18 protein-coding genes are annotated in these 17,371 nt (G+C 57.5%); 13 read left to right on the top strand and 5 right to left on the bottom strand.

All coding sequences use genetic code 11. The features are described 5' to 3' along the window. The 3 genes from Q0775_RS01035 to Q0775_RS01025 are packed head-to-tail and all read left to right on the top strand — an operon-like array spanning position 1 to position 3,200. The gene (locus tag Q0775_RS01035; protein WP_298857284.1) at positions 1 to 735 is read left to right on the top strand and encodes a biotin--[acetyl-CoA-carboxylase] ligase; all 735 of its coding nucleotides are present in this window, start codon (positions 1 to 3) and stop codon (positions 733 to 735) included. 21 nt (positions 736 to 756) lie between these two features. Next, entirely contained in the window at positions 757 to 1,536 is a 780-nt protein-coding gene (locus tag Q0775_RS01030; protein ID WP_298857282.1) for a type III pantothenate kinase, read from the top strand. Beyond that, positions 1,533 to 3,200: a ribonuclease J gene (locus tag Q0775_RS01025; RefSeq protein ID WP_298857280.1), complete on the top strand. Its 1,668-nt coding sequence runs from the start codon at positions 1,533 to 1,535 to the stop codon at positions 3,198 to 3,200. The genes Q0775_RS01030 and Q0775_RS01025 overlap by 4 nt, the downstream gene beginning before the upstream one ends. Before the next feature lie 84 nt (positions 3,201 to 3,284). Here Q0775_RS01025 and Q0775_RS01020 read toward each other — a convergent pair whose 3' ends face one another. The 4 genes from Q0775_RS01020 to Q0775_RS01005 all read right to left on the bottom strand — a co-directional run bounded on the left by Q0775_RS01020 (position 3,285) and on the right by Q0775_RS01005 (position 8,739). Then, a complete protein-coding gene (locus Q0775_RS01020) occupies positions 3,285 to 4,916 on the bottom strand; it encodes a DEAD/DEAH box helicase (protein WP_298857279.1) in 1,632 nt (543 codons plus the stop codon). Between the two features lie 123 nt (positions 4,917 to 5,039). Next, entirely contained in the window at positions 5,040 to 5,993 is a 954-nt protein-coding gene (locus tag Q0775_RS01015) for a glycosyltransferase family 2 protein (RefSeq protein WP_298857278.1), read from the bottom strand. Beyond that, a complete protein-coding gene (locus Q0775_RS01010) occupies positions 5,993 to 7,612 on the bottom strand; it encodes a peptide chain release factor 3 (protein WP_298857276.1) in 1,620 nt (539 codons plus the stop codon). The genes Q0775_RS01015 and Q0775_RS01010 overlap by 1 nt, the downstream gene beginning before the upstream one ends. Before the next feature lie 116 nt (positions 7,613 to 7,728). Beyond that, the gene (locus Q0775_RS01005; protein ID WP_298857274.1) at positions 7,729 to 8,739 is read right to left on the bottom strand and encodes a Hint domain-containing protein; all 1,011 of its coding nucleotides are present in this window, start codon (positions 8,737 to 8,739) and stop codon (positions 7,729 to 7,731) included. A gap of 139 nt (positions 8,740 to 8,878) precedes the next feature. Between Q0775_RS01005 and Q0775_RS01000 the strand changes: the two genes are divergently transcribed. The 6 genes from Q0775_RS01000 (at position 8,879) to Q0775_RS00975 (ending at position 14,065) form a co-directional block, all read left to right on the top strand. After that, positions 8,879 to 9,658, top strand: a complete 780-nt coding sequence (locus tag Q0775_RS01000) for an SDR family oxidoreductase (RefSeq protein WP_298857272.1) — start codon at positions 8,879 to 8,881, stop codon at positions 9,656 to 9,658. Beyond that, a complete protein-coding gene (locus Q0775_RS00995) occupies positions 9,658 to 10,779 on the top strand; it encodes a DNA alkylation repair protein (RefSeq protein WP_298857270.1) in 1,122 nt (373 codons plus the stop codon). Before Q0775_RS01000 ends, Q0775_RS00995 begins: the two co-directional genes overlap by 1 nt. Before the next feature lie 95 nt (positions 10,780 to 10,874). Beyond that, complete coding sequence (locus tag Q0775_RS00990; protein WP_298857269.1) at positions 10,875 to 12,230, top strand: sodium:proline symporter; 1,356 nt, start codon at positions 10,875 to 10,877, stop codon at positions 12,228 to 12,230. 39 nt (positions 12,231 to 12,269) lie between these two features. Beyond that, entirely contained in the window at positions 12,270 to 13,355 is a 1,086-nt protein-coding gene (locus Q0775_RS00985; protein ID WP_298857267.1) for an ABC transporter ATP-binding protein, read from the top strand. Positions 13,356 to 13,364: 9 nt separating this feature from the next. Next, positions 13,365 to 13,712, top strand: a complete 348-nt coding sequence (locus Q0775_RS00980; protein WP_298859890.1) for a Lin0512 family protein — start codon at positions 13,365 to 13,367, stop codon at positions 13,710 to 13,712. After that, positions 13,709 to 14,065, top strand: a complete 357-nt coding sequence (locus Q0775_RS00975) for a Lin0512 family protein (RefSeq protein WP_298857265.1) — start codon at positions 13,709 to 13,711, stop codon at positions 14,063 to 14,065. The genes Q0775_RS00980 and Q0775_RS00975 overlap by 4 nt, the downstream gene beginning before the upstream one ends. Here the strand turns inward: Q0775_RS00975 and Q0775_RS00970 are convergent. Next, on the bottom strand, positions 14,062 to 14,727 hold the full coding sequence (locus tag Q0775_RS00970; RefSeq protein WP_298857263.1) for a YafY family protein: 666 nt from the start codon (positions 14,725 to 14,727) through the stop codon (positions 14,062 to 14,064). The two genes, Q0775_RS00975 and Q0775_RS00970, sit on opposite strands and share 4 nt — an antisense overlap. 177 nt (positions 14,728 to 14,904) lie before the next feature. Here Q0775_RS00970 and tatA point away from each other — a divergent pair, with 177 nt between their 5' ends. The 4 genes from tatA to Q0775_RS00950 are packed head-to-tail and all read left to right on the top strand — an operon-like array spanning position 14,905 to position 17,365. Continuing rightward, positions 14,905 to 15,126, top strand: coding sequence for a twin-arginine translocase TatA/TatE family subunit (gene tatA / locus Q0775_RS00965; RefSeq protein WP_298857262.1), 222 nt, complete (start codon positions 14,905 to 14,907; stop codon positions 15,124 to 15,126). A 6-nt stretch (positions 15,127 to 15,132) separates the two neighbouring features. Then, on the top strand, positions 15,133 to 15,600 hold the full coding sequence (tatB, locus tag Q0775_RS00960) for a Sec-independent protein translocase protein TatB (RefSeq protein WP_298857260.1): 468 nt from the start codon (positions 15,133 to 15,135) through the stop codon (positions 15,598 to 15,600). Beyond that, a complete protein-coding gene (gene tatC, locus Q0775_RS00955) occupies positions 15,597 to 16,523 on the top strand; it encodes a twin-arginine translocase subunit TatC (RefSeq protein ID WP_298857258.1) in 927 nt (308 codons plus the stop codon). Before tatB ends, tatC begins: the two co-directional genes overlap by 4 nt. Continuing rightward, the gene (locus Q0775_RS00950) at positions 16,520 to 17,365 is read left to right on the top strand and encodes an ATP-binding protein (protein WP_298857256.1); all 846 of its coding nucleotides are present in this window, start codon (positions 16,520 to 16,522) and stop codon (positions 17,363 to 17,365) included. Before tatC ends, Q0775_RS00950 begins: the two co-directional genes overlap by 4 nt. Positions 17,366 to 17,371 lie beyond the last annotated feature (6 nt).

Below are 17,371 nucleotides of genomic sequence, written 5' to 3'. Positions count from 1 at the left end.
ATGGCTGAGTGGCCCCAAGGCTATTCAAGGCATGTCTTTGACACGCTCGATTCCACATTGTCCGAGGCGGCGCGTATGGCGCCGACACTCACAGGTCCAGCGTGGATTTTAGCGATTGAGCAGACGGCAGCGCGCGGACGGCGCGGGCGGGCGTGGTCTACGCCGCGTGATAATTTTGCGGGAACGTTGATCATGCGCCGGACGGGCAGCCCTGCGGATGCGGCGCTGCGGAGTTTTGTGGCGAGCCTTGCGTTACGAGAGGCCTTTGTTGCGGTAACGGGGCGCGAGGACTCCTTTGCCCTCAAATGGCCCAATGATGTTTTGCTCAACGGCGGAAAAGTCGCGGGAATCCTGTTGGAAACTGTGGGCGAGAACCTTGTGATCGGGATTGGTGTGAACCTTGCCCATGCGCCGACGGCGGCGCAAGTGGAGCAGGGGGCCGTAACGCCAGTGAGTGTGTTAGCTGAGACAGGGGTGGCTGTTGCGCCCGAGGCTTTTCTGGATGTGCTCGCGAGCGCTTATGCGCGGCTGGAGGATCAGTTCACGACATACGGCTTTGCCCCCATTCGCACGGCGTGGCTTTCTCACGCGGCGCGGATTGGCGAAGTTGTCACGGCATGTACCATGCGTGACGAGACGATTGGTGTCTTTGAAGATGTCGACGCAAGCGGTAACCTCATCCTCAACACGGCAAAAGGTCGCGTGGCGATCACTGCGGCGGATGTCTATTTCTAAAAACTGTAAGGAGGGCGGATTATGCTCTTGGCGATTGATTGCGGTAATACGAATACCGTTTTTTCCATTTGGAACGGCACCGAATTTATCGCCACATGGCGCACTGCCACGGAATGGCAGCGCACGGCGGACCAGTACTACGTGTGGCTCAGTACGCTAATGAAACTCAACGACATTGATGCCGAGATCACTGATATGGTCATTTCCTCCACTGTGCCGCGTGTGGTGTGGAACTTGCGGGTGCTGGCGGATAGGTATTTCCATACCCGTCCGATGGTGGTGGGCAAGCCTGAATGCGCGTTGCCTGTCGATGTGCGGGTAGATGCGGGGACGGCGGTAGGGCCTGACCGGCTGGTAAATACGGTGGCGGGGTTTGACCTTTACGGCGGGGATCTGATCATTGTGGATTTTGGCACGGCGACCACCTTCGACGTGTCCGACACTGACGGGGCTTATATTGGCGGCGTTATTGCGCCCGGTGTGAACCTCTCTCTGGAGGCTTTGCACAACGCGGCCGCAGCTTTGCCGCATATCGATATTACCCAACCGACCCACGTGGTGGGCACCAATACGGTGGCCTGTATGCAATCGGGCGTGTTCTGGGGTTACATCGGCCTCGTGCGTGAGATATGTGCGCGGATAAAGGCGGAGCGTGGGCGCGAGATGCGTGTGATCTCCACTGGCGGGCTGGCCCCGCTGTTTCAACAGGCAGAAGCCCTGTTTGACGAATATCAAGATGATTTGACGATGCACGGCCTGACCGTGATACATAAATATAACAAGGAACTCGTGAGCGAATGAGCACTGAAAGATTAATCTACCTTCCCCTCGGTGGGGCGGGCGAAATTGGCATGAATGCCTATGTCTATGGCTACGGTAAACCCGGCAAGGAGCGGCTGATTGTTGTTGACCTTGGTGTGGCGTTTCCCGATATGGACACTTCACCGGGCGTTGATTTGATCATCGCCGACATCGACTGGCTGGTGCAGCGTAAAAAGCAGATCGAAGCGATTTTCGTGACGCATGCGCATGAAGACCACGTGGGTGGCATCGCCCATACTTATGACCGTTTGCAGGCGCCGATATATGCGCGGAAGTTTACGGCCAATATCGCCAAGCGCAAGATGTCCGAATACAATCACCCCGATGACGCGGTGACGATTGTGGGCACCTTCCCGCATCAAGTTGAGGCAGGGCCGTTCAAGGTAGGCTTTCAGCCGATCTCGCACTCAATCCCCGAAAGCTCGGCTTTGATCATTGATACGCCTGCGGGCCGTATCGTGCATTCGGGCGATTTCAAAGTGGACCTGACACCTGGTGTCGGCGAAGCCTTTGACCCCGCTGCATTCGAAGAGATCGCCAAAGATGGTATCAAAGCCTTGATTTGCGACAGTACCAATGTCTTTAGCCCCGAGGCAGGTCGCTCCGAGGCGACATTGCCAGAGGCCATCACCGAATTGGTGGCGGGTGCACAGGGCATGGTTGTCGCGACAACCTTCGCCTCTAACGTTGCACGTGTGAAAACACTGGCGGTTGCAGGTCAAAAAGCGGGACGCTCTGTCGTGCTGCTGGGCCGTGCGATGAAGCGGATGGTTGAGGCCTCTGTCGAGACAGGCGTTCTGACCGACTTCCCGCCCACGATCAGCCCTGAGCAGGCGCGTGATGTACCGCGCGAGAATTTGTTGCTGCTGGTGACTGGATCGCAAGGGGAGCGTCGTGCAGCCTCCGCGCAGCTTGCTCGTGGCAAATATATGGGTTTAACGATGCAGGAGGGGGACATGTTCCTTTTCTCAAGCAAGACCATTCCGGGCAATGAAAAAGGTGTGATCCGCATCATTAATCAGTTTTCCGAGATTGGTGTCGATGTGGTCGATGACAGCTCCGGTAAGTATCATGTATCTGGGCATGCGAATCGTCCTGACATCGAGACGCTGCATGACCTGCTTAAGCCACAAGCGGTTATCCCGATGCATGGGGAGCACCGCCATTTGCGTGAGCATGTAAAAATTGCCAATGGCAAAGGCTATACGGGTGTTCTGGCCGTCAATGGTATGATGATTGATTTGTCTGGCAATGCACCGAAAGTCGCGGAATATGTTGAGACGGGCCGTACCTATCTGGATGGCTCATGTCAGGTTGGCGCATTGGACGGTGTGGTGCGGGATCGTATCCGCATGGCACTTAACGGCCATATGACCGTGACCGTTCTGATGGATGAAAACGATGAGCCGCTCGGCGATCCTTGGGTCGACACTATGGGCTTGCCTGAAAAGGGCATCAGCAAGACTGAGCTGACCGATGTGGTCGAGCATGATTTGGGGCAATGGCTTGGTCGGGCAGGGGCGAAAACCCTGCGGGATGACAAGGCACTCGATGACGGTTTGCGCAAAGTTGCACGTCAGTCTTCGCAGAACGAGATTGGTAAAAAGCCGGAAGTCACCGTCGTGGTCAGCCGTTTGAGCTGATCCCCTCGGGGCCTTTGGCCTCACGCTAGATATAAAAAAAGCCCCGCAGGATATGCGGGGCTTTTTTTGTTTAACGGTAGTGACTTAGTCTTTGGGGCGGTCCGCAAAGCTAAGCTCGATGAAGGTAGGGGTATGATCACCAAGGCCTACGACCTTGTTGTTGTTACCACCACGGTCATTGTTGTTGTTGTTATTGCGGCCACCGCGTGAGCGTGAAGTGCGACGATCGTTGTTATCACTGTCCTTCGGCACGTCTGCTGTGGTCGCTTCTTGCTTTGGCTCTGACTTGGCCTCGGGCGCGACATTGAGCTCAGGCTCTTGCTTTGGCTCTGATTGTGGCGCATCTTTCGGCGCTTCCATCGCGCGGGAATTGGCCTTTGGTGGCGTGGATTTGCGCGGTGCTTTGGCTTCTTCAAGGACAGGTGCTTCGGTTGCTACTGTGTCCTCAGCTTTTGGCGCATCGTCGGTTTTGCGGCTGCGTGAGCGGCTACGCTTTGGCTTGTCAGAGGTTCCGGTCTTTGCGTCAGACTTTGCCGCAGGCGCCTTTGCCTCGGCAGGTTTATCACCACCCAGAGGGTTCTCGAGACGCGGAATTTCCTTTTGGACAAGGCGCTCAACATCTTCAAAGTTTTTCTCGTCGCGTGGCACACAAATCATGATCGCTTTGCCATCACGTCCTGCGCGACCAGTGCGGCCAATCCGGTGCACATAGTCTTCGGCGTGGCTGGGCACGTCAAAGTTAAACACGTGGCTCACTGAGGGCACATCAAGGCCACGTGCAGCCACATCAGAGGCAATGAGGAATTTCAAATCACCAGCGCGGAAGCCATCCAGCGTCTTGGTGCGCTGGCTTTGATCCAGATCTCCGTGAATGGGCGCTGCGTCATAGCCGTATTTTTTCAATGACTTGGCAACGGCGTCCACGTCCATCTTCCGGTTGCAAAAGATGATGGCGTTTGTGCATTTGTCGCCCTCGGCGTCGATAAGGGCGCGCAGAACTTTGCGCTTTTCGGTGGCTTCGCGGTCTTTACGCGATGCTTTGAACATCAGCACACCTTGCTCAATCGTCTCCGAAGTCGTGGCCTGACGGGCCATCTCGATCCGCTCGGGGTTGCTGAGAAAGGTGTTTGTGATCCGCTCGATCTCGGGTGCCATGGTGGCGGAGAAGAAGAGGGTCTGGCGGGTAAACGGAGTGAGGCCGAAGATGCGTTCGATATCGGGGATAAAGCCCATATCGAGCATGCGGTCCGCTTCGTCCACAACCATGACCTTAACGTCGGTGAGGATCAGTTTGCCCCGCTCATGGTGATCGAGCAGACGGCCAGGTGTGGCGATGAGTACATCAACGCCTTTGTCGATCAGCTTGTCTTGTTCCTTGAACGAAACACCACCGATCAGCAGTGCCTTGGTCAGCTTGGTGTATTTGGCATAAGTCTCGAAGTTTTCGGCGACTTGGGCGGCCAGCTCCCGCGTGGGGCAGAGCACAAGGCTGCGCGGCATGCGCGCACGCGCACGGCCACGGGCCAGCATGGTGATCATCGGCAGCGTGAAGCTGGCGGTTTTACCTGTACCGGTTTGTGCAATGCCCAGAACGTCGCGTCCTGCGAGGGCGGGTGGAATGGCGCCTGCCTGAATCGGTGTTGGCGTATCGTAACCCGCCTCTTCAATCGCTTTCAGGACCTTGGGGTTCAGGCTTAAATCAGAAAATTTTATCATGTGTATCCGTTAGTTGCGGACACATCTTGGCCCGCGTCAGCGCGTATGTCGGCCCGATTGGCCCAAGGGGCGGCACCTGCCGCAACATATCTCCACAGCGCATAGCAATTTGTAGCGGGAGCGTCAAATATTTGCGAAGTCAGGGAAGTGTTTCGCTAGAGTTGTGTTAAATGGGAAGCGTGTACAATAGAGGTGTCCGGCTGCATCCAGACGCATGCGCAGGGCGGGGGTATCTGAGCATACCTCGTCAAAGAACACGCGCAGGCCCATTTTTCCTTCCTCCTCCTCGATGAGGGCGAAAAGCTCGTGCATGGTGATGCCGCCACGATCACGGCTTCGCGCAGGGCCAAGATCGGCGCGGTATGACCCCTCTATGTGGCGATAGGCAAAATGGCTGTGCCATGTGTCCCAATCCGTGGCGTGGAAATGGGCAAGGTGGATGTCGGGCATTTCGATATGGTTGGGATTTGTCTCACCGTCGAGAAACGCGTTGTGAATCCGGAATTTGAGGTCTTTGATACCCGTGCGCACAAATATCTTGCCGGCGATATGGCTCAGGAACCCACCTTTTAGGTGCTGGCCGAAAGTGGGATAGAGTTTTGCCACCACTTGTTCGCGTTGTTTGCCTGCGGGGATGAAGGTTTTGAACGCGGCCTCGACCTGTGGATCACCCCCTGCGAGCAGTTCCATGGGCCGCGCGCGGGCGCACTGGATATCGTCGGGCAGCGCGGCAAGGTGAGAGGTGATCTGGCCCTCGGCGACTAGAAACTCGTCTACATCCATATGCATTAGCCAGTCGACCTCGTTCGCGCGGTTGTAGGCGCGGGTGGCATTCAGCGTCTGGCGCGGCTGGTGCATGGGGGGGCGTTTGCCATTGTTGTGGCGGTCCCAATAGCCGTCGTCACAGCGCACAACGCGGCATTTGGGGTGTTCGCGCAGGGCCTCTTGGGCCTCTGGGTTGGGCGCGTCGAGATAGATGTAGATGCGGTGTGCACCAAGTTCGAGATGGTAGGCGGCGAAGCGCAGGATCGTGGCGGTGTCCGCCTTGATCGTCGCGACAATGCCCCATTTCACCATCAGACCATCATTTCCTTTGTCGCGGTCAATTTGACATCGGGGTAGTCGCGGTCGACGCGGTCGATGTCCCACTGGAGGCGGGTGAGATAGACGATATCGCCGTCATTGTCGGTGGCGATATGCTGTTTGTTGGCCTCGGTGAATTTGTCGACGGCAGCCTTTGGGCCATCGACCCAACGGGCAGATGTGAACTGTGACTGCTCAAAGCGGACGGGCAGGCCATATTCCAGCTCGATCCGTGAGGCCAGCACTTCAAACTGAAGCTGGCCCACAACGCCCACGACAAAGCCCGACCCGATGGAGGGCTTGAACACTTTGGCAGCTCCTTCCTCGGCGAATTGCATCAGCGCCTTTTCGAGGTGTTTGGATTTGAGCGGATCGCCTGCACGGACACCTTGCAGCAGTTCCGGCGCAAAAGAGGGGATGCCTGTGACGCGAATCGCTTCGCCCTCGGTGAGTGTGTCGCCGATACGCAACTGGCCGTGGTTGGGGATGCCGATAATGTCGCCTGCCCATGCCTCTTCTGCCAATTCGCGGTCAGCGGCGAGGAACATGACGGGGCTGGCGATGGTCATTACCTTTTTGGTGCGTACATGGGTGAGTTTCATGCCCCGTTCGAAATGCCCGGATGCAAGGCGGACAAAGGCAACGCGGTCGCGGTGTTTTGGGTCCATGTTTGCCTGCACCTTAAAGACAAAGCCGGTGACATTCTTTTCTTCGGGCAGAATTTCGCGTGGCTCGGCCTTCTGGATTTGCGGCTCCGGTCCAAAAATAGCGATGCCGTCCATGAGTTCCTTGACGCCGAAGGAGTTGATGGCAGAGCCAAACCAAATCGGGGTGAGCGACCCTTCGGCCATGAGCACAGGATCAAGCGGTGGCATCAATTCACGCACCATCTCAAGGTCTTCTTTGAGTTTCTCCAGCAGATTGGCGGGCACGTGTTCGGCCAGTTTGGGATCATCAAGGCCTTCGATCTTGATCGACTCCGACACTTTGTTGCGGTCGGCGCGGTCCATCAGCTCAAGGCGGTCGCGCAGGATGTCATAACAGCCGACAAAATCGCGGCCTACGCCGATGGGCCAGCTGGCAGGGGTCACGTCAATCGCGAGATTTTGCTGAATTTCGTCAATGATCTCGAAGACATCCCGACTTTCGCGGTCCATTTTGTTACAAAAGGTCAAGATGGGCAGGTCGCGCATGCGGCAGACTTCAAACAGCTTTTGTGTCTGGCTTTCCACCCCTTTGGCACCGTCAATGACCATAACGGCAGCATCTACTGCCGTTAGCGTGCGGTAGGTGTCCTCGGAAAAATCCGAGTGACCGGGTGTATCGACAAGGTTGAAGCGGTAATTCTTGTCCTTGCCCTGATAGTCGAACGACATGGCGGAGGCGGAGACGGAAATGCCGCGGTCCTTTTCCATCGCCATAAAGTCGGAGCGGGTCCGCCGGGCCTCGCCCTTGGCGCGCACTTGACCCGCCATCTGGATCGCACCCCCGAACAACAGGAATTTTTCCGTGAGCGTGGTTTTTCCCGCGTCGGGGTGGCTGATGATCGCAAAGGTGCGGCGGCGGGCGATCTCGAGGGGCAGATCAGGTCTGTTTTTATTTGTATCCAGCATGTTACGGCTCATTCCTGATCTGGTTTTGCGGCGCGGGCTTTGGGCTGCGCTGCATTATGTATTCGGGCGGTACACATACCCTACACTGGCCCAGAGGCAAGACGCAGCTGCGAGCCTCAGCGACTGGACGCCTTTTTGAGCATTGCGGCGGCGTCGCGATGTTTGAGCAGTCCTTCGTTCACGTCGAGGCCTGCATGGGGCAGATCGGAGTGCCCCTTGACATGTTTGCCAAGGCTTTCGGATAAATCAGCGGGCAGGACAGGGCGGGTACGGCTGTTAATCAGCATGCTCTCGGCGGCGATGCCCTCGGCGTAAATGATCTGGTGGCTGTCAAAGAGAAGCTGGAAATAATCGACAAAGCCGCCTTCATCCATTGTCACGCTTGTCCCGTTGACCAAATGGCGTGCTTTTACCAACAGCTCGGAGCGTCCAGCGCCCAACTCATCGGTGCGTTGATAGATGAAAAGGCGGTGATCGGGGCTGACCAGAAGATCTGCGGTATTGTTGAGCGTGCCAGCGGCGATGCGGATGGGGGCGAATTCACCCACCGCGCGGGTGGTGGAGGTGCCGATCCAGCGCAGGGTTTGTACACCGTCATCACGGGTCAGGATGCGATCACCGACGACCAGTTCCTCCACAGGGCGCTGTGCGCCAGAGGCCATGGTGATCTGTGTGCCGCGGGTAAAGCTGACGCAGGCAACTTGGGCGAATTTACTGTGCCCGTTTTCGCGGTCGATGCCGACAAGACGGTATTCCACTTTTGAGTTCAACGCGCTGAAGGGCAGTAGATAGATTTCAACCACATCGCCCGCTTCGTCTACTTCGACCAGCAGAATGGCGTCGGCGGTGCTGCTGTCGGGGGACATGAAGGTAAGTGCACTGTCGAGATGCACCACAGCGCCGGGGGTGCCGATGGTGGTGTCATGGCCAATTGAAAAACTGGCGTCATCGCGGGCAACCAGTGACAAACGGGAAGGGTCTGCGCCGAAGTCAACTTCGTATACGTCGTCGAGGATCAACTCGCTTGCGAAGGAAATCACATCGCCCATGTTGGCTCCGTCAGTGGCGCGGATTTGCCCTGCGACGTAGACAGGAACGCTTTGTGACGAGAGGGAACTGCTGGACATCTGGAGTGCCTTTTTTAGACTGCTTAGCCGTTTGCATACCTTAGAATTGTGGCGGGTTGCGGTCAATGGAGGGGTGTTTTGCTGGCGCGTTCCCGTGCGCTGCGATAGCACTGTGCAAAACTAGGTAGGGAGAGAAGATGTGGATTTGGGAATAAAAGGAAAAAAAGCGCTGGTTTGCGCTTCGTCAAAGGGCCTCGGGCTGGGCTGTGCCGAGCATTTGGCCGCAGCTGGTGTAGATCTGGTGATGAACGCGCGGGGTGCCGAAGCGCTTGAGGCTTCCGCCGAGCGGCTACGCAGTACCTACGGCGTAAACATCGTCACCGTGGCGGCTGATGTGGCGACCGAAGAGGGGCAAGCCGCTGTAATCGAAGTAGCGCAAGGCGTTGATATTTTGGTTAATAATGCGGGTGGACCCCCTCCGGGCATGTGGACCGATTGGGAGCGTGAAGACTTCATCAAAGCGCTGGATGCCAATATGCTTGCTCCGATTGCGCTGATCAAAGCATTGGTGCCTGACATGATGGACCGTGGGTGGGGCCGCGTGGTCAACATTACATCACAGTCTGTTCGTGCCCCGATTGCTGTCCTGGGATTGAGCAATGCGGCTCGTACGGGCCTTACGGGATATGTTGCTGGCACCTCTCGTCAGGTTGCAGGCAAGGGTGTCACGATCAACAATTTGCTTCCCGGTATTCATGCGACGGACCGCGCAGATGCGCTGGACGGTGGTGTGGTTGCGGCCAAAGGGATCACGCTGGACGAGGCGCGGGCCGAGCGGTCGGCGACGATCCCTGCGGGGCGCTACGGCACGCGCGACGAGTTTGGCGCGGCTTGTGCGTTTCTGTGCTCGCAGCATGCGGGGTTCATCGTGGGGCAGTCTATTCTGCTGGACGGTGGCGCGACGAATATCACTATGTAATGGTTGATAAGTTTTCGCTGAAGGATCACCTGTTTAACGCGGATACAGTCGGGCGGCTGGCGGCGGAGTTTGCCGCTGGCGTGCCTGACTTTGATCCTGACCGTTTTGCTGCGCAGGTTCTCTCGGGGTTTGCCGAGCGTGAGTTGATGGCGCGGATGGAGTGGATGGCGGACTGTTTGGAAGAGCAGTTGGCAGATGACTTCGAGGCTATGGCTGATCAGCTTGAAGCGGCTTTGCCTGCGCAGTTGGATCCTTCCAATGCTGATGATGATTTCGGCCATTTTATCCATTGTGTGCATGGTATTCTGGCCGCGCGGCATGGGTTGGAAGCGCACCGTGTCCGCGCGATGGGGGTTCTCTATCAAGCGACACAGCGGTTCTCGATGGAGTTCTACATTCGCCACTTCCTCAACCGCTGGCCTGAGCAGACTTTGGCGGAGATGGCTGTTTGGGCCATGGACGACAACTACCATGTGCGCCGTTTGGTGAGTGAGGGGACGCGGCCACGGCTGCCATGGGCGCAGAATGTGGGGTTGACGCCAGAGCAGACTTTGCCGCTGCTCGACATGCTCCATTCGGATCAGGCGCGGTTTGTGACCCGCTCGGTGGCGAACCACCTCAATGATCTGAGTAAAGTAGTGCCGGATGCCGTTCTGGCGCGCCTTGCGCAGTGGGAGGGGGCGGGTCGGCAGGACGCGAAAGAGTTGAACTGGATAAAACGGCACGCCCTTCGGACCTTGATTAAGCAAGGGCACGCTGGTGCTATGGAAGCTTTGGGCTATGCGGCGGATGTACCTGTCGTGGCGCAGATCGTTTTGGCGGATAATAGCGTCACGATTGGAGATGCGCTGGCGTTCGAGATCAAATTGACCAGCGATATGGCCGTGCCTGTGCTGGTGGACTATCGCATCGAGTTTGCGCGACCTTCGGGCAAATCGGCTCAGAAAGTGTTCAAGCTGAAAGTGGGGCAGGTCAAAGCGGACGGGCCTTTGATACTGAAGAAATCCCACAAGTTCAAAGGTGGGATGAGCACGTTTGCGTTGCACGCTGGCGCGCATGTCATCACGGTTCAGGTGAACGGGCGCGATGTGGCAAACGCTGATTTTGCGTTGACCGACTGACGGTCCTTCACGTTTCTGACAGATCGCGGTTTTGGGGATGGATATCAGAGGTGCCGTGACTTAGCGCTGCGGGAAAGTTCTGTGAGAGGTTTCCCATGCATCCCGTTGTTCTAATTGCCGTGTTTGGCGCGATTGTTCTGGCTTCGATCCTCGCCGCGCCGCGCCGTGCGAGCGTTGAAGGCTTTTTTGGCGGGCAGGATGAGCAAGGGCAAAGTCCGGGGCTGTGGGTGCTGGTGCTGAGCCAAGTCACGACCTGGATTTTTGCGCGAAGCCTGATGAACGCGGCGATCCTTGGTTATTATTACGGGATGGCAGGGACACTGGCTTATGCGGCCTACTACGGTTCGTTCCTGACGGGAGGCTTTATCGTCGGACGCTTGCGCGCGGGCGGTGCCACTTCGGTTCAGGACTGGATCGGCGCGCGGTTCGGGGGCACGGGCAACGGGTGCTATAACTTTGTCATCGCCTTGCGGCTGTTGTCGGAGGTGTTTGCAAATTTGGTGGTTGTGGGCCTCATCTTTAACGCGGTGCTGGAAGGCAGCGGCACAGCGGCGATCTGGATCGTGGCCCTACTGGGGCTGGCCTATTCCGCATGGGGTGGGCTGTCGGCGGCGCTGCGCACGGATGTGGTGCAGATGGTTGTGTTTCTGGTGGTCTTTGGCGTGGCATTTGTGGCGCTGGTGATCTCGCCTGCGTTTGATCTGGGCGCAGTGGTCACGGCGCGGGGGACAGCAGGAAGCTATAATGGCTGGGTGCTGCTGGCGGTGGCGGCGTTACAGGTATTCTCCTATCCGGCCCATGATCCCGTGATGATGGACCGCGGGTTTATTGCGGATCGTGATACCACGCGCCGCTCGTTTCTGCATGCCTTCTGGATCAGCACGACCTGCATCATCGGGTTCGGTTTTTTCGGTATTCAGGCGGGGCTGGTGGGGGCTGCCTATGAGGGGGAGCTGATCGGCACATGGGCTGTGATGTTCCCGCCGTGGGTGTTTGGCTTGCTGATGATCTCGCTGCTGGTTTCGGCGCTGAGCACACTTGATTCCGCTCTTTCCTCGGCTTCTCGTCTGGTGGTGGAGGAAGGAGGCTTGCCGCGCACTCTGACCGCTGGGCGGTTGGTAATGGTGGTGTTTATGCTGGCGGGGACGCTTCTCACGCTGTGGGGCAATGCGACGCTGTTTGATGCAGTGGCGGTGAGCGGGACGGCCTCTATGTTCCTGACACCTGTGTTGGTTGTCGGGCTGGTTATGGGGCGGCAGATCGCGGTCTGGGCATATCTAGTGGCTTTTGGCGCGGCGATGCTGGGTGCCTTTGTCTATTTTGCGCGGGGTTGGGAAATCGTCGCGCCGTGGCTGATGGAGGGGCACAAATACGAGCAGCTTTTGCTGATCTGCCTCTGCGTTCTTAGCACAGGCTTTGCCGCAGTGCTTGCAGGGGCGCGGCGGCGCTGATAGCTGCTATCCGACAGAAATGATCGGATAACGCCAGTCATGAAGACCGACACGCCCCGTTTGGAAATCCGCAATCTGCACCGCAGCTTTGATGGCCGTGCCGTTGTGGATGATGTGAGCCTCAAGATTATGCCGGGTCAGGTGACGTGCCTGCTGGGGCCATCGGGCTGTGGCAAGTCCACGACCCTGCGCATGATTGCAGGGGTCGAGATGCAGGACAGCGGGACCATCCATGTGGACGGTGAGTTGATCTGTGACACGGTGTTTCGCATTCCGCCTGAGCGGCGCGAGATTGGTCTGATGTTTCAGGACTTTGCTCTGTTTCCGCATCTGAGTGTGGCCGATAACGTGGGCTACGGGCTGCGTGGCAGTAAGGCGTCGAAACGCGCGCGGGTGGAAGAATTGCTGGCGCGGGTGGATTTGCTGCGATTCATCGACGGCTACCCGCACCAGTTGTCGGGCGGAGAGCAGCAGCGCGTGGCGCTGGCCCGTGCGCTAGCGCCCAAGCCGCGAATTATGCTGATGGACGAGCCATTTAGCGGCCTTGATAACCGCCTGCGCGATGGCATCCGTGACGAGACCTTGAGCATCCTCAAAGAAGAGGACACGGCCGTTTTGCTGGTCACCCATGAGCCGGACGAGGCGATGCGCATGGCGGACGAGATTGCCCTGATGCGCGATGGCAAGATTGTGCAACAAGGTGCGCCCTATAACGTCTACACGCGCCCCATTGACCGTGCTGCGGTCGCCTTCTTCTCGGACGCCAATGTGGTGCGGGCGGATGTGTCGGGTGCCCTGGCGCATACGGCCTTCGGGCGCTTCCTTGCGCCGGGTGTGCCGGATGGCACCGCGGTTGATATCGTGTTCCGCCCCCAGCACGTGCGCATTGATTTTGACCGTGCAGGCAAGGGTCCGTTGCCCACAGCGGCCGATGGCACCCCTGCGCGTGCTGTGGTGGAGCGGGCGCGGTTTATGGGCAACGAGAGCCTTGTGGAATTTCGCATGGATCACGACGGCTCAAGCCTAAAGGCGACTGTGCCGAATGTGTTTATGCCTTCGGCGGGTACTGTGATGTGGCTGACAATCAGGCGCGACAAATGCTTTGTCTTTCGGGCCGAGGATTAGGGGATGCAGATGCAAAAACTGATGGTGGAATTCGGGATGGGAACATCGCTGCGGCGGGGGGACTATACCCAAGCGGCGGAGCGGGCGTTGCGCGATGCGCTTTGGCACAACTCGATCAATCTGGCGGAGCTGTTCGGTTTTGACAAAGCGGACATGCGGATTGTGCTGGACGTGGGGGTGCAAAATCCTGAAGCGGTGGATGTTGACGTGCTTCGGGCGGTTTTTCCCTATGGCGACGTGATAGTGAACGTGACCAAGGGGGGCCTCGACGTGCCGCGCCCCGAGGGGACAGGCAACCCCACGATTATGGCCAATGTGGCGCTGTCTGTTGGCTTTGACATGGAGAAACGCGCATGATCGAACAGCGGATTATCATCGAGATGGGCATGGGCAATGACCTGTACGGTATGGATTATACCAAAGCTGCCAAGCGTGCGATTGAGGATGCGTTTCGTCATTCCTCCTTGCCCTTGTTCGGAGTGCTGGAGTTGCCCCATGATGCGATGCGTGTGCAAGTGACCGTAGGTGTGCAGGAACCTGATGCACTTGACCTTGATGCCTTACGCGCGACATTGCCGCGTGGACGGGCCGAAGTTGTGGCAGTGCATGGCGGTTTGAATGTGGCCTCTAATGGCGAGACGATTGTAATTGCCCAAGCAAGCGTTGAAGCGTTCTTACCACCGCAGACGGACTGGCAGATCAAGGGCTAGGGGCGGTAATCGGCTAGTGTTTTGCCTGCCTCGTCAGTGAACAGCTCAGGCAGGGCTTCGGCGGTGTTGATCAGGTCAAGGCGGAAGGCGCGGTGGGCGCTGCGCCACTCGCACCATGCGGTGAGGGTCCAAACGCGGCTCATATATTCCATATGCAGGGGGCGGATGGTGCGCGAAGTGACTGCGCCGTCTTTTGACGTATAGGTGATCCGCAGCTTTTGGCGTGCTTTGATCGCGGCGCGGAGGGTTGGCATCTGGGCAAATCCGCGTGCGGTATTTGCAAAAGGATTTTTCGTGAATTTCCACGCGTCTGCTTCGGCAACGGCAGTTTCGGGCAGCACTGCATCAAGTTTGTCGGTGAGGCTGAGCGCTGCTGATTTCAGATCGGGGTCGGCCACCTCGGACGCGATGGCAAGGCCGAGGTTGAGCGCTTCCAGTTCCGCTGGCGTCAGGGTGAGCGGCGGCAAGGTGACAGTGGGCGGCAGGCGGTAACCTGTGCCTCTTGTGCCGATGACAGGTACGCCAGAGGCGACCAGTGTTTCCATATCGCGGTAGAGGGTGCGCACGCTCACGCCAGTTGCCTCTGCCAAGGTCTGCGCGGTGTGCAAGTGACCATCGCGCAGGGTCTGGAGCAGATCGAAGAGGCGGTTGGAACGGCACATGATACTGACATAAACCTGTCAGTTGGGTGCGGCAAGGTCGAAAACCACGCATAAAATCTGTGATTGGCGGGGCTGTTCTGAGCCTTTGCCATGTTGGCAGTGCAACATCCTTGCTAAACATTCTGCTGACAGCCTTCCATTTATGGGGGCAATATTTTTTTTGATAGGAGAAGAAACATGCTGAACAATATTGGTTTGCCAGGTCTGCTGCTCATCGCGGTTGTTGTATTGGTGCTTTTTGGTCGGGGTAAAATTTCGTCCCTGATGGGTGAAGTCGGCAAAGGCATCACGAGCTTTAAGAAGGGTATCAACGAAGGCGAAAAAGAGCTGCTGGACGATAAAGCAGACGACGTGGCCGATGTGCCCCAGCCTGATGTTGAGACCAAGGACAAGGTGTAAGACCAGATGTTCGATATTGGCATGACCGAAATGCTGGTGGTGGGGGTTGTGGCGTTGATCGTCGTAGGCCCCAAGGATCTGCCGGTGATGTTTCGCCGCGTGGGCCAGTTTGTCGGTAAAGCCAAAGGGATGGCCCGCGAATTTTCATCAGCGATGAATGATGCGGCTGACGATACGGGCGTGCGCGAAATGGCTAGCGGTCTGAACAAATCGCTTAAGGCGGCGACGAATCCCGTGGGTGCCGCCATGGACGGGGTCAAGGACGCGGCAAGCAGCTTGACCAACCTCGATCCCGAGAGCGAGACAGGCAAGTTGGCTGCGAAGAAAGCCGACGCTTCGGCAAAGATCGAAGCCAACAGTGCGCGTATGGCAGCAGAGCGCAAAGCACGCGAAGCGAAAGAAGCGCTTGAGAAGGCCGAAGAGCTTGAGGCGGCTCTCGCAGCGAGCCAAGCGGCAAAGAAAGCGGACATATGAGTGCCACCGAAAATGACATTGACGATAGTGCCGCGCCGCTGATCGAGCATCTGGCAGAGCTGCGCACGCGGCTCATCCGCTCGGTTCTGGCGTTTATTGTGGGGATGATCATCTGCTTTTCCTTCGGCAGCGCGATCCTCGATTTCCTGCTGGTACCGATTGAAAACACCATGCGCAATCTGGGCAACCCCAACCCTGTAATGCAGTACACTGCCCCGCAGGAGTACTTCTTTACCCTCATTCGTATCTCTATGGTGGGCGGCCTTGCGATCAGCTTTCCGGTGATTGCCACGCAGCTTTGGCGTTTTGTGGCACCGGGTCTGTACAAGAACGAGAAGAATGCATTTTTACCGTTCCTGATTGCTTCGCCTGTTTTGTTCCTCATGGGGGCGGCCTTTGCGCATTATGTGGTTGTGCCGCTGGCGATGCAATTCTTCCTCGGATTTTCGGATGCAGCCAGCTACCTCTCGGCGATGATCGCCACGGGGGAGGCGACGACCTCCGGCATTGATATTGTCTTCAACGGTAAGGTGAACGAGAGCCTTGATATCACGTTGAAAATGATCGTGGCCTTTGGGTTGTGTTTCCAATTGCCTGTGCTGCTGACGCTGATGGGTAAGGCAGGGTTGGTTGATGCGCCGGGTCTGCGCAATGTTCGTAAGTACGCGCTGGTGGGTATCTTGCTGCTGGCGGCACTTGTGACGCCCCCTGATGTTGTTACGCAGCTGATCCTGTTTGTGGTGGTTTATGGCCTGTATGAAGTATCAATTTTTCTGGTGAGCCGTGTCGACACCAAGCGTGAAAAGCAGCTGCGTGCAGATGGTTTTTATGATGAAGAGGACGAGGCCGACTTTGACGCAATGGCGGACGAGATGGACCGTGAAGACCCCATCGTTGAGGACACCAAGGACGATTTGAAATGATAGATGATCCGATGGACCGGATTGCACAGGCGTTGGAGCGGATGTCTCCGGCGCCTGTGTCCGCACCTGATTTCGCCAGTGCGTCTGCCTTTGTCTGGCACACGGGGCCAGACCGACTTGAGCCTGTAGACCATGTGGCGCGGGTTGAAATTGGCCTGTTGCTGGGGGTGGAGCGTGCGCGTGATACGCTGCTGCAAAACACACGGCAGTTTGCGGCGGGATTGCCCGCGAATAATGCGCTTCTTTGGGGCGCGCGCGGTATGGGAAAATCCAGCCTTGTCAAGGCTGTGCACGGCGCACTTGATGCGAAATTTCCGCAGTTGAAAGTGGTAGAGTTGCAGCGTGAGGACTTGCCGTCGGTCGGGCGTTTACTCAACCTGCTGCGTGGCGCACCCGAGCGGTTCATTCTGTTCTGCGATGACCTGAGCTTTGGCCATGATGATGCCCAATATAAATCGCTCAAGGCGGTGCTAGATGGTGGGATTGAGGGGCGACCGGAGAATGTCATTCTCTATGCCACGTCGAACCGCCGCCACCTGATGCCCCGCGATATGATTGAGAACGAGCGCGGCTCGGCCATTAATCCTGCGGAAGCGGTAGAGGAGAAGGTTTCGCTCTCGGATCGCTTTGGCCTCTGGCTGGGATTTCATGCTTGCGATCAGGACCAGTATCTTGCGATGATCCGCGGCTATTGTGATGCGCATGGCGTCGAGATTGACGACGCAGACCTGCGGGCGCAAGCGATTGAATGGCAGGCCACACGGGGCAGTCGTTCGGGCCGTGTGGCATGGCAGTTCTTTACCGATTTGGCAGGACGGCGGGGGGTCGCGCTGCGCGGGTAACGCGCA

Source organism: uncultured Sulfitobacter sp. (assembly GCF_947499945.1).
In the GTDB taxonomy this organism is placed as follows: domain Bacteria; phylum Pseudomonadota; class Alphaproteobacteria; order Rhodobacterales; family Rhodobacteraceae; genus Sulfitobacter.
This window is presented reverse-complemented; position numbering and strand designations above follow the sequence as displayed.

Excerpts from the sequence above, each read along its gene's own strand:
- Q0775_RS01035 (WP_298857284.1), top strand. The coding sequence starts at position 1 with ATGGCTGAGTGGCCCCAAGGCTATTCAAGGCATGTCTTTGACACGCTC.
- Q0775_RS01030 (WP_298857282.1), top strand. The coding sequence starts at position 757 with ATGCTCTTGGCGATTGATTGCGGTAATACGAATACCGTTTTTTCCATT.
- Q0775_RS01025 (WP_298857280.1), top strand. The coding sequence starts at position 1,533 with ATGAGCACTGAAAGATTAATCTACCTTCCCCTCGGTGGGGCGGGCGAA.
- Q0775_RS01020 (WP_298857279.1), bottom strand. The coding sequence starts at position 4,916 with ATGATAAAATTTTCTGATTTAAGCCTGAACCCCAAGGTCCTGAAAGCG.
- Q0775_RS01015 (WP_298857278.1), bottom strand. The coding sequence starts at position 5,993 with ATGGTGAAATGGGGCATTGTCGCGACGATCAAGGCGGACACCGCCACG.
- Q0775_RS01010 (WP_298857276.1), bottom strand. The coding sequence starts at position 7,612 with ATGCTGGATACAAATAAAAACAGACCTGATCTGCCCCTCGAGATCGCC.
- Q0775_RS01005 (WP_298857274.1), bottom strand. The coding sequence starts at position 8,739 with ATGTCCAGCAGTTCCCTCTCGTCACAAAGCGTTCCTGTCTACGTCGCA.
- Q0775_RS00995 (WP_298857270.1), top strand. The coding sequence starts at position 9,658 with ATGGTTGATAAGTTTTCGCTGAAGGATCACCTGTTTAACGCGGATACA.
- Q0775_RS00990 (WP_298857269.1), top strand. The coding sequence starts at position 10,875 with ATGCATCCCGTTGTTCTAATTGCCGTGTTTGGCGCGATTGTTCTGGCT.
- Q0775_RS00985 (WP_298857267.1), top strand. The coding sequence starts at position 12,270 with ATGAAGACCGACACGCCCCGTTTGGAAATCCGCAATCTGCACCGCAGC.
- Q0775_RS00980 (WP_298859890.1), top strand. The coding sequence starts at position 13,365 with ATGCAAAAACTGATGGTGGAATTCGGGATGGGAACATCGCTGCGGCGG.
- Q0775_RS00975 (WP_298857265.1), top strand. The coding sequence starts at position 13,709 with ATGATCGAACAGCGGATTATCATCGAGATGGGCATGGGCAATGACCTG.
- Q0775_RS00970 (WP_298857263.1), bottom strand. The coding sequence starts at position 14,727 with ATGTGCCGTTCCAACCGCCTCTTCGATCTGCTCCAGACCCTGCGCGAT.
- tatA (WP_298857262.1), top strand. The coding sequence starts at position 14,905 with ATGCTGAACAATATTGGTTTGCCAGGTCTGCTGCTCATCGCGGTTGTT.
- tatB (WP_298857260.1), top strand. The coding sequence starts at position 15,133 with ATGTTCGATATTGGCATGACCGAAATGCTGGTGGTGGGGGTTGTGGCG.
- tatC (WP_298857258.1), top strand. The coding sequence starts at position 15,597 with ATGAGTGCCACCGAAAATGACATTGACGATAGTGCCGCGCCGCTGATC.
- Q0775_RS00950 (WP_298857256.1), top strand. The coding sequence starts at position 16,520 with ATGATAGATGATCCGATGGACCGGATTGCACAGGCGTTGGAGCGGATG.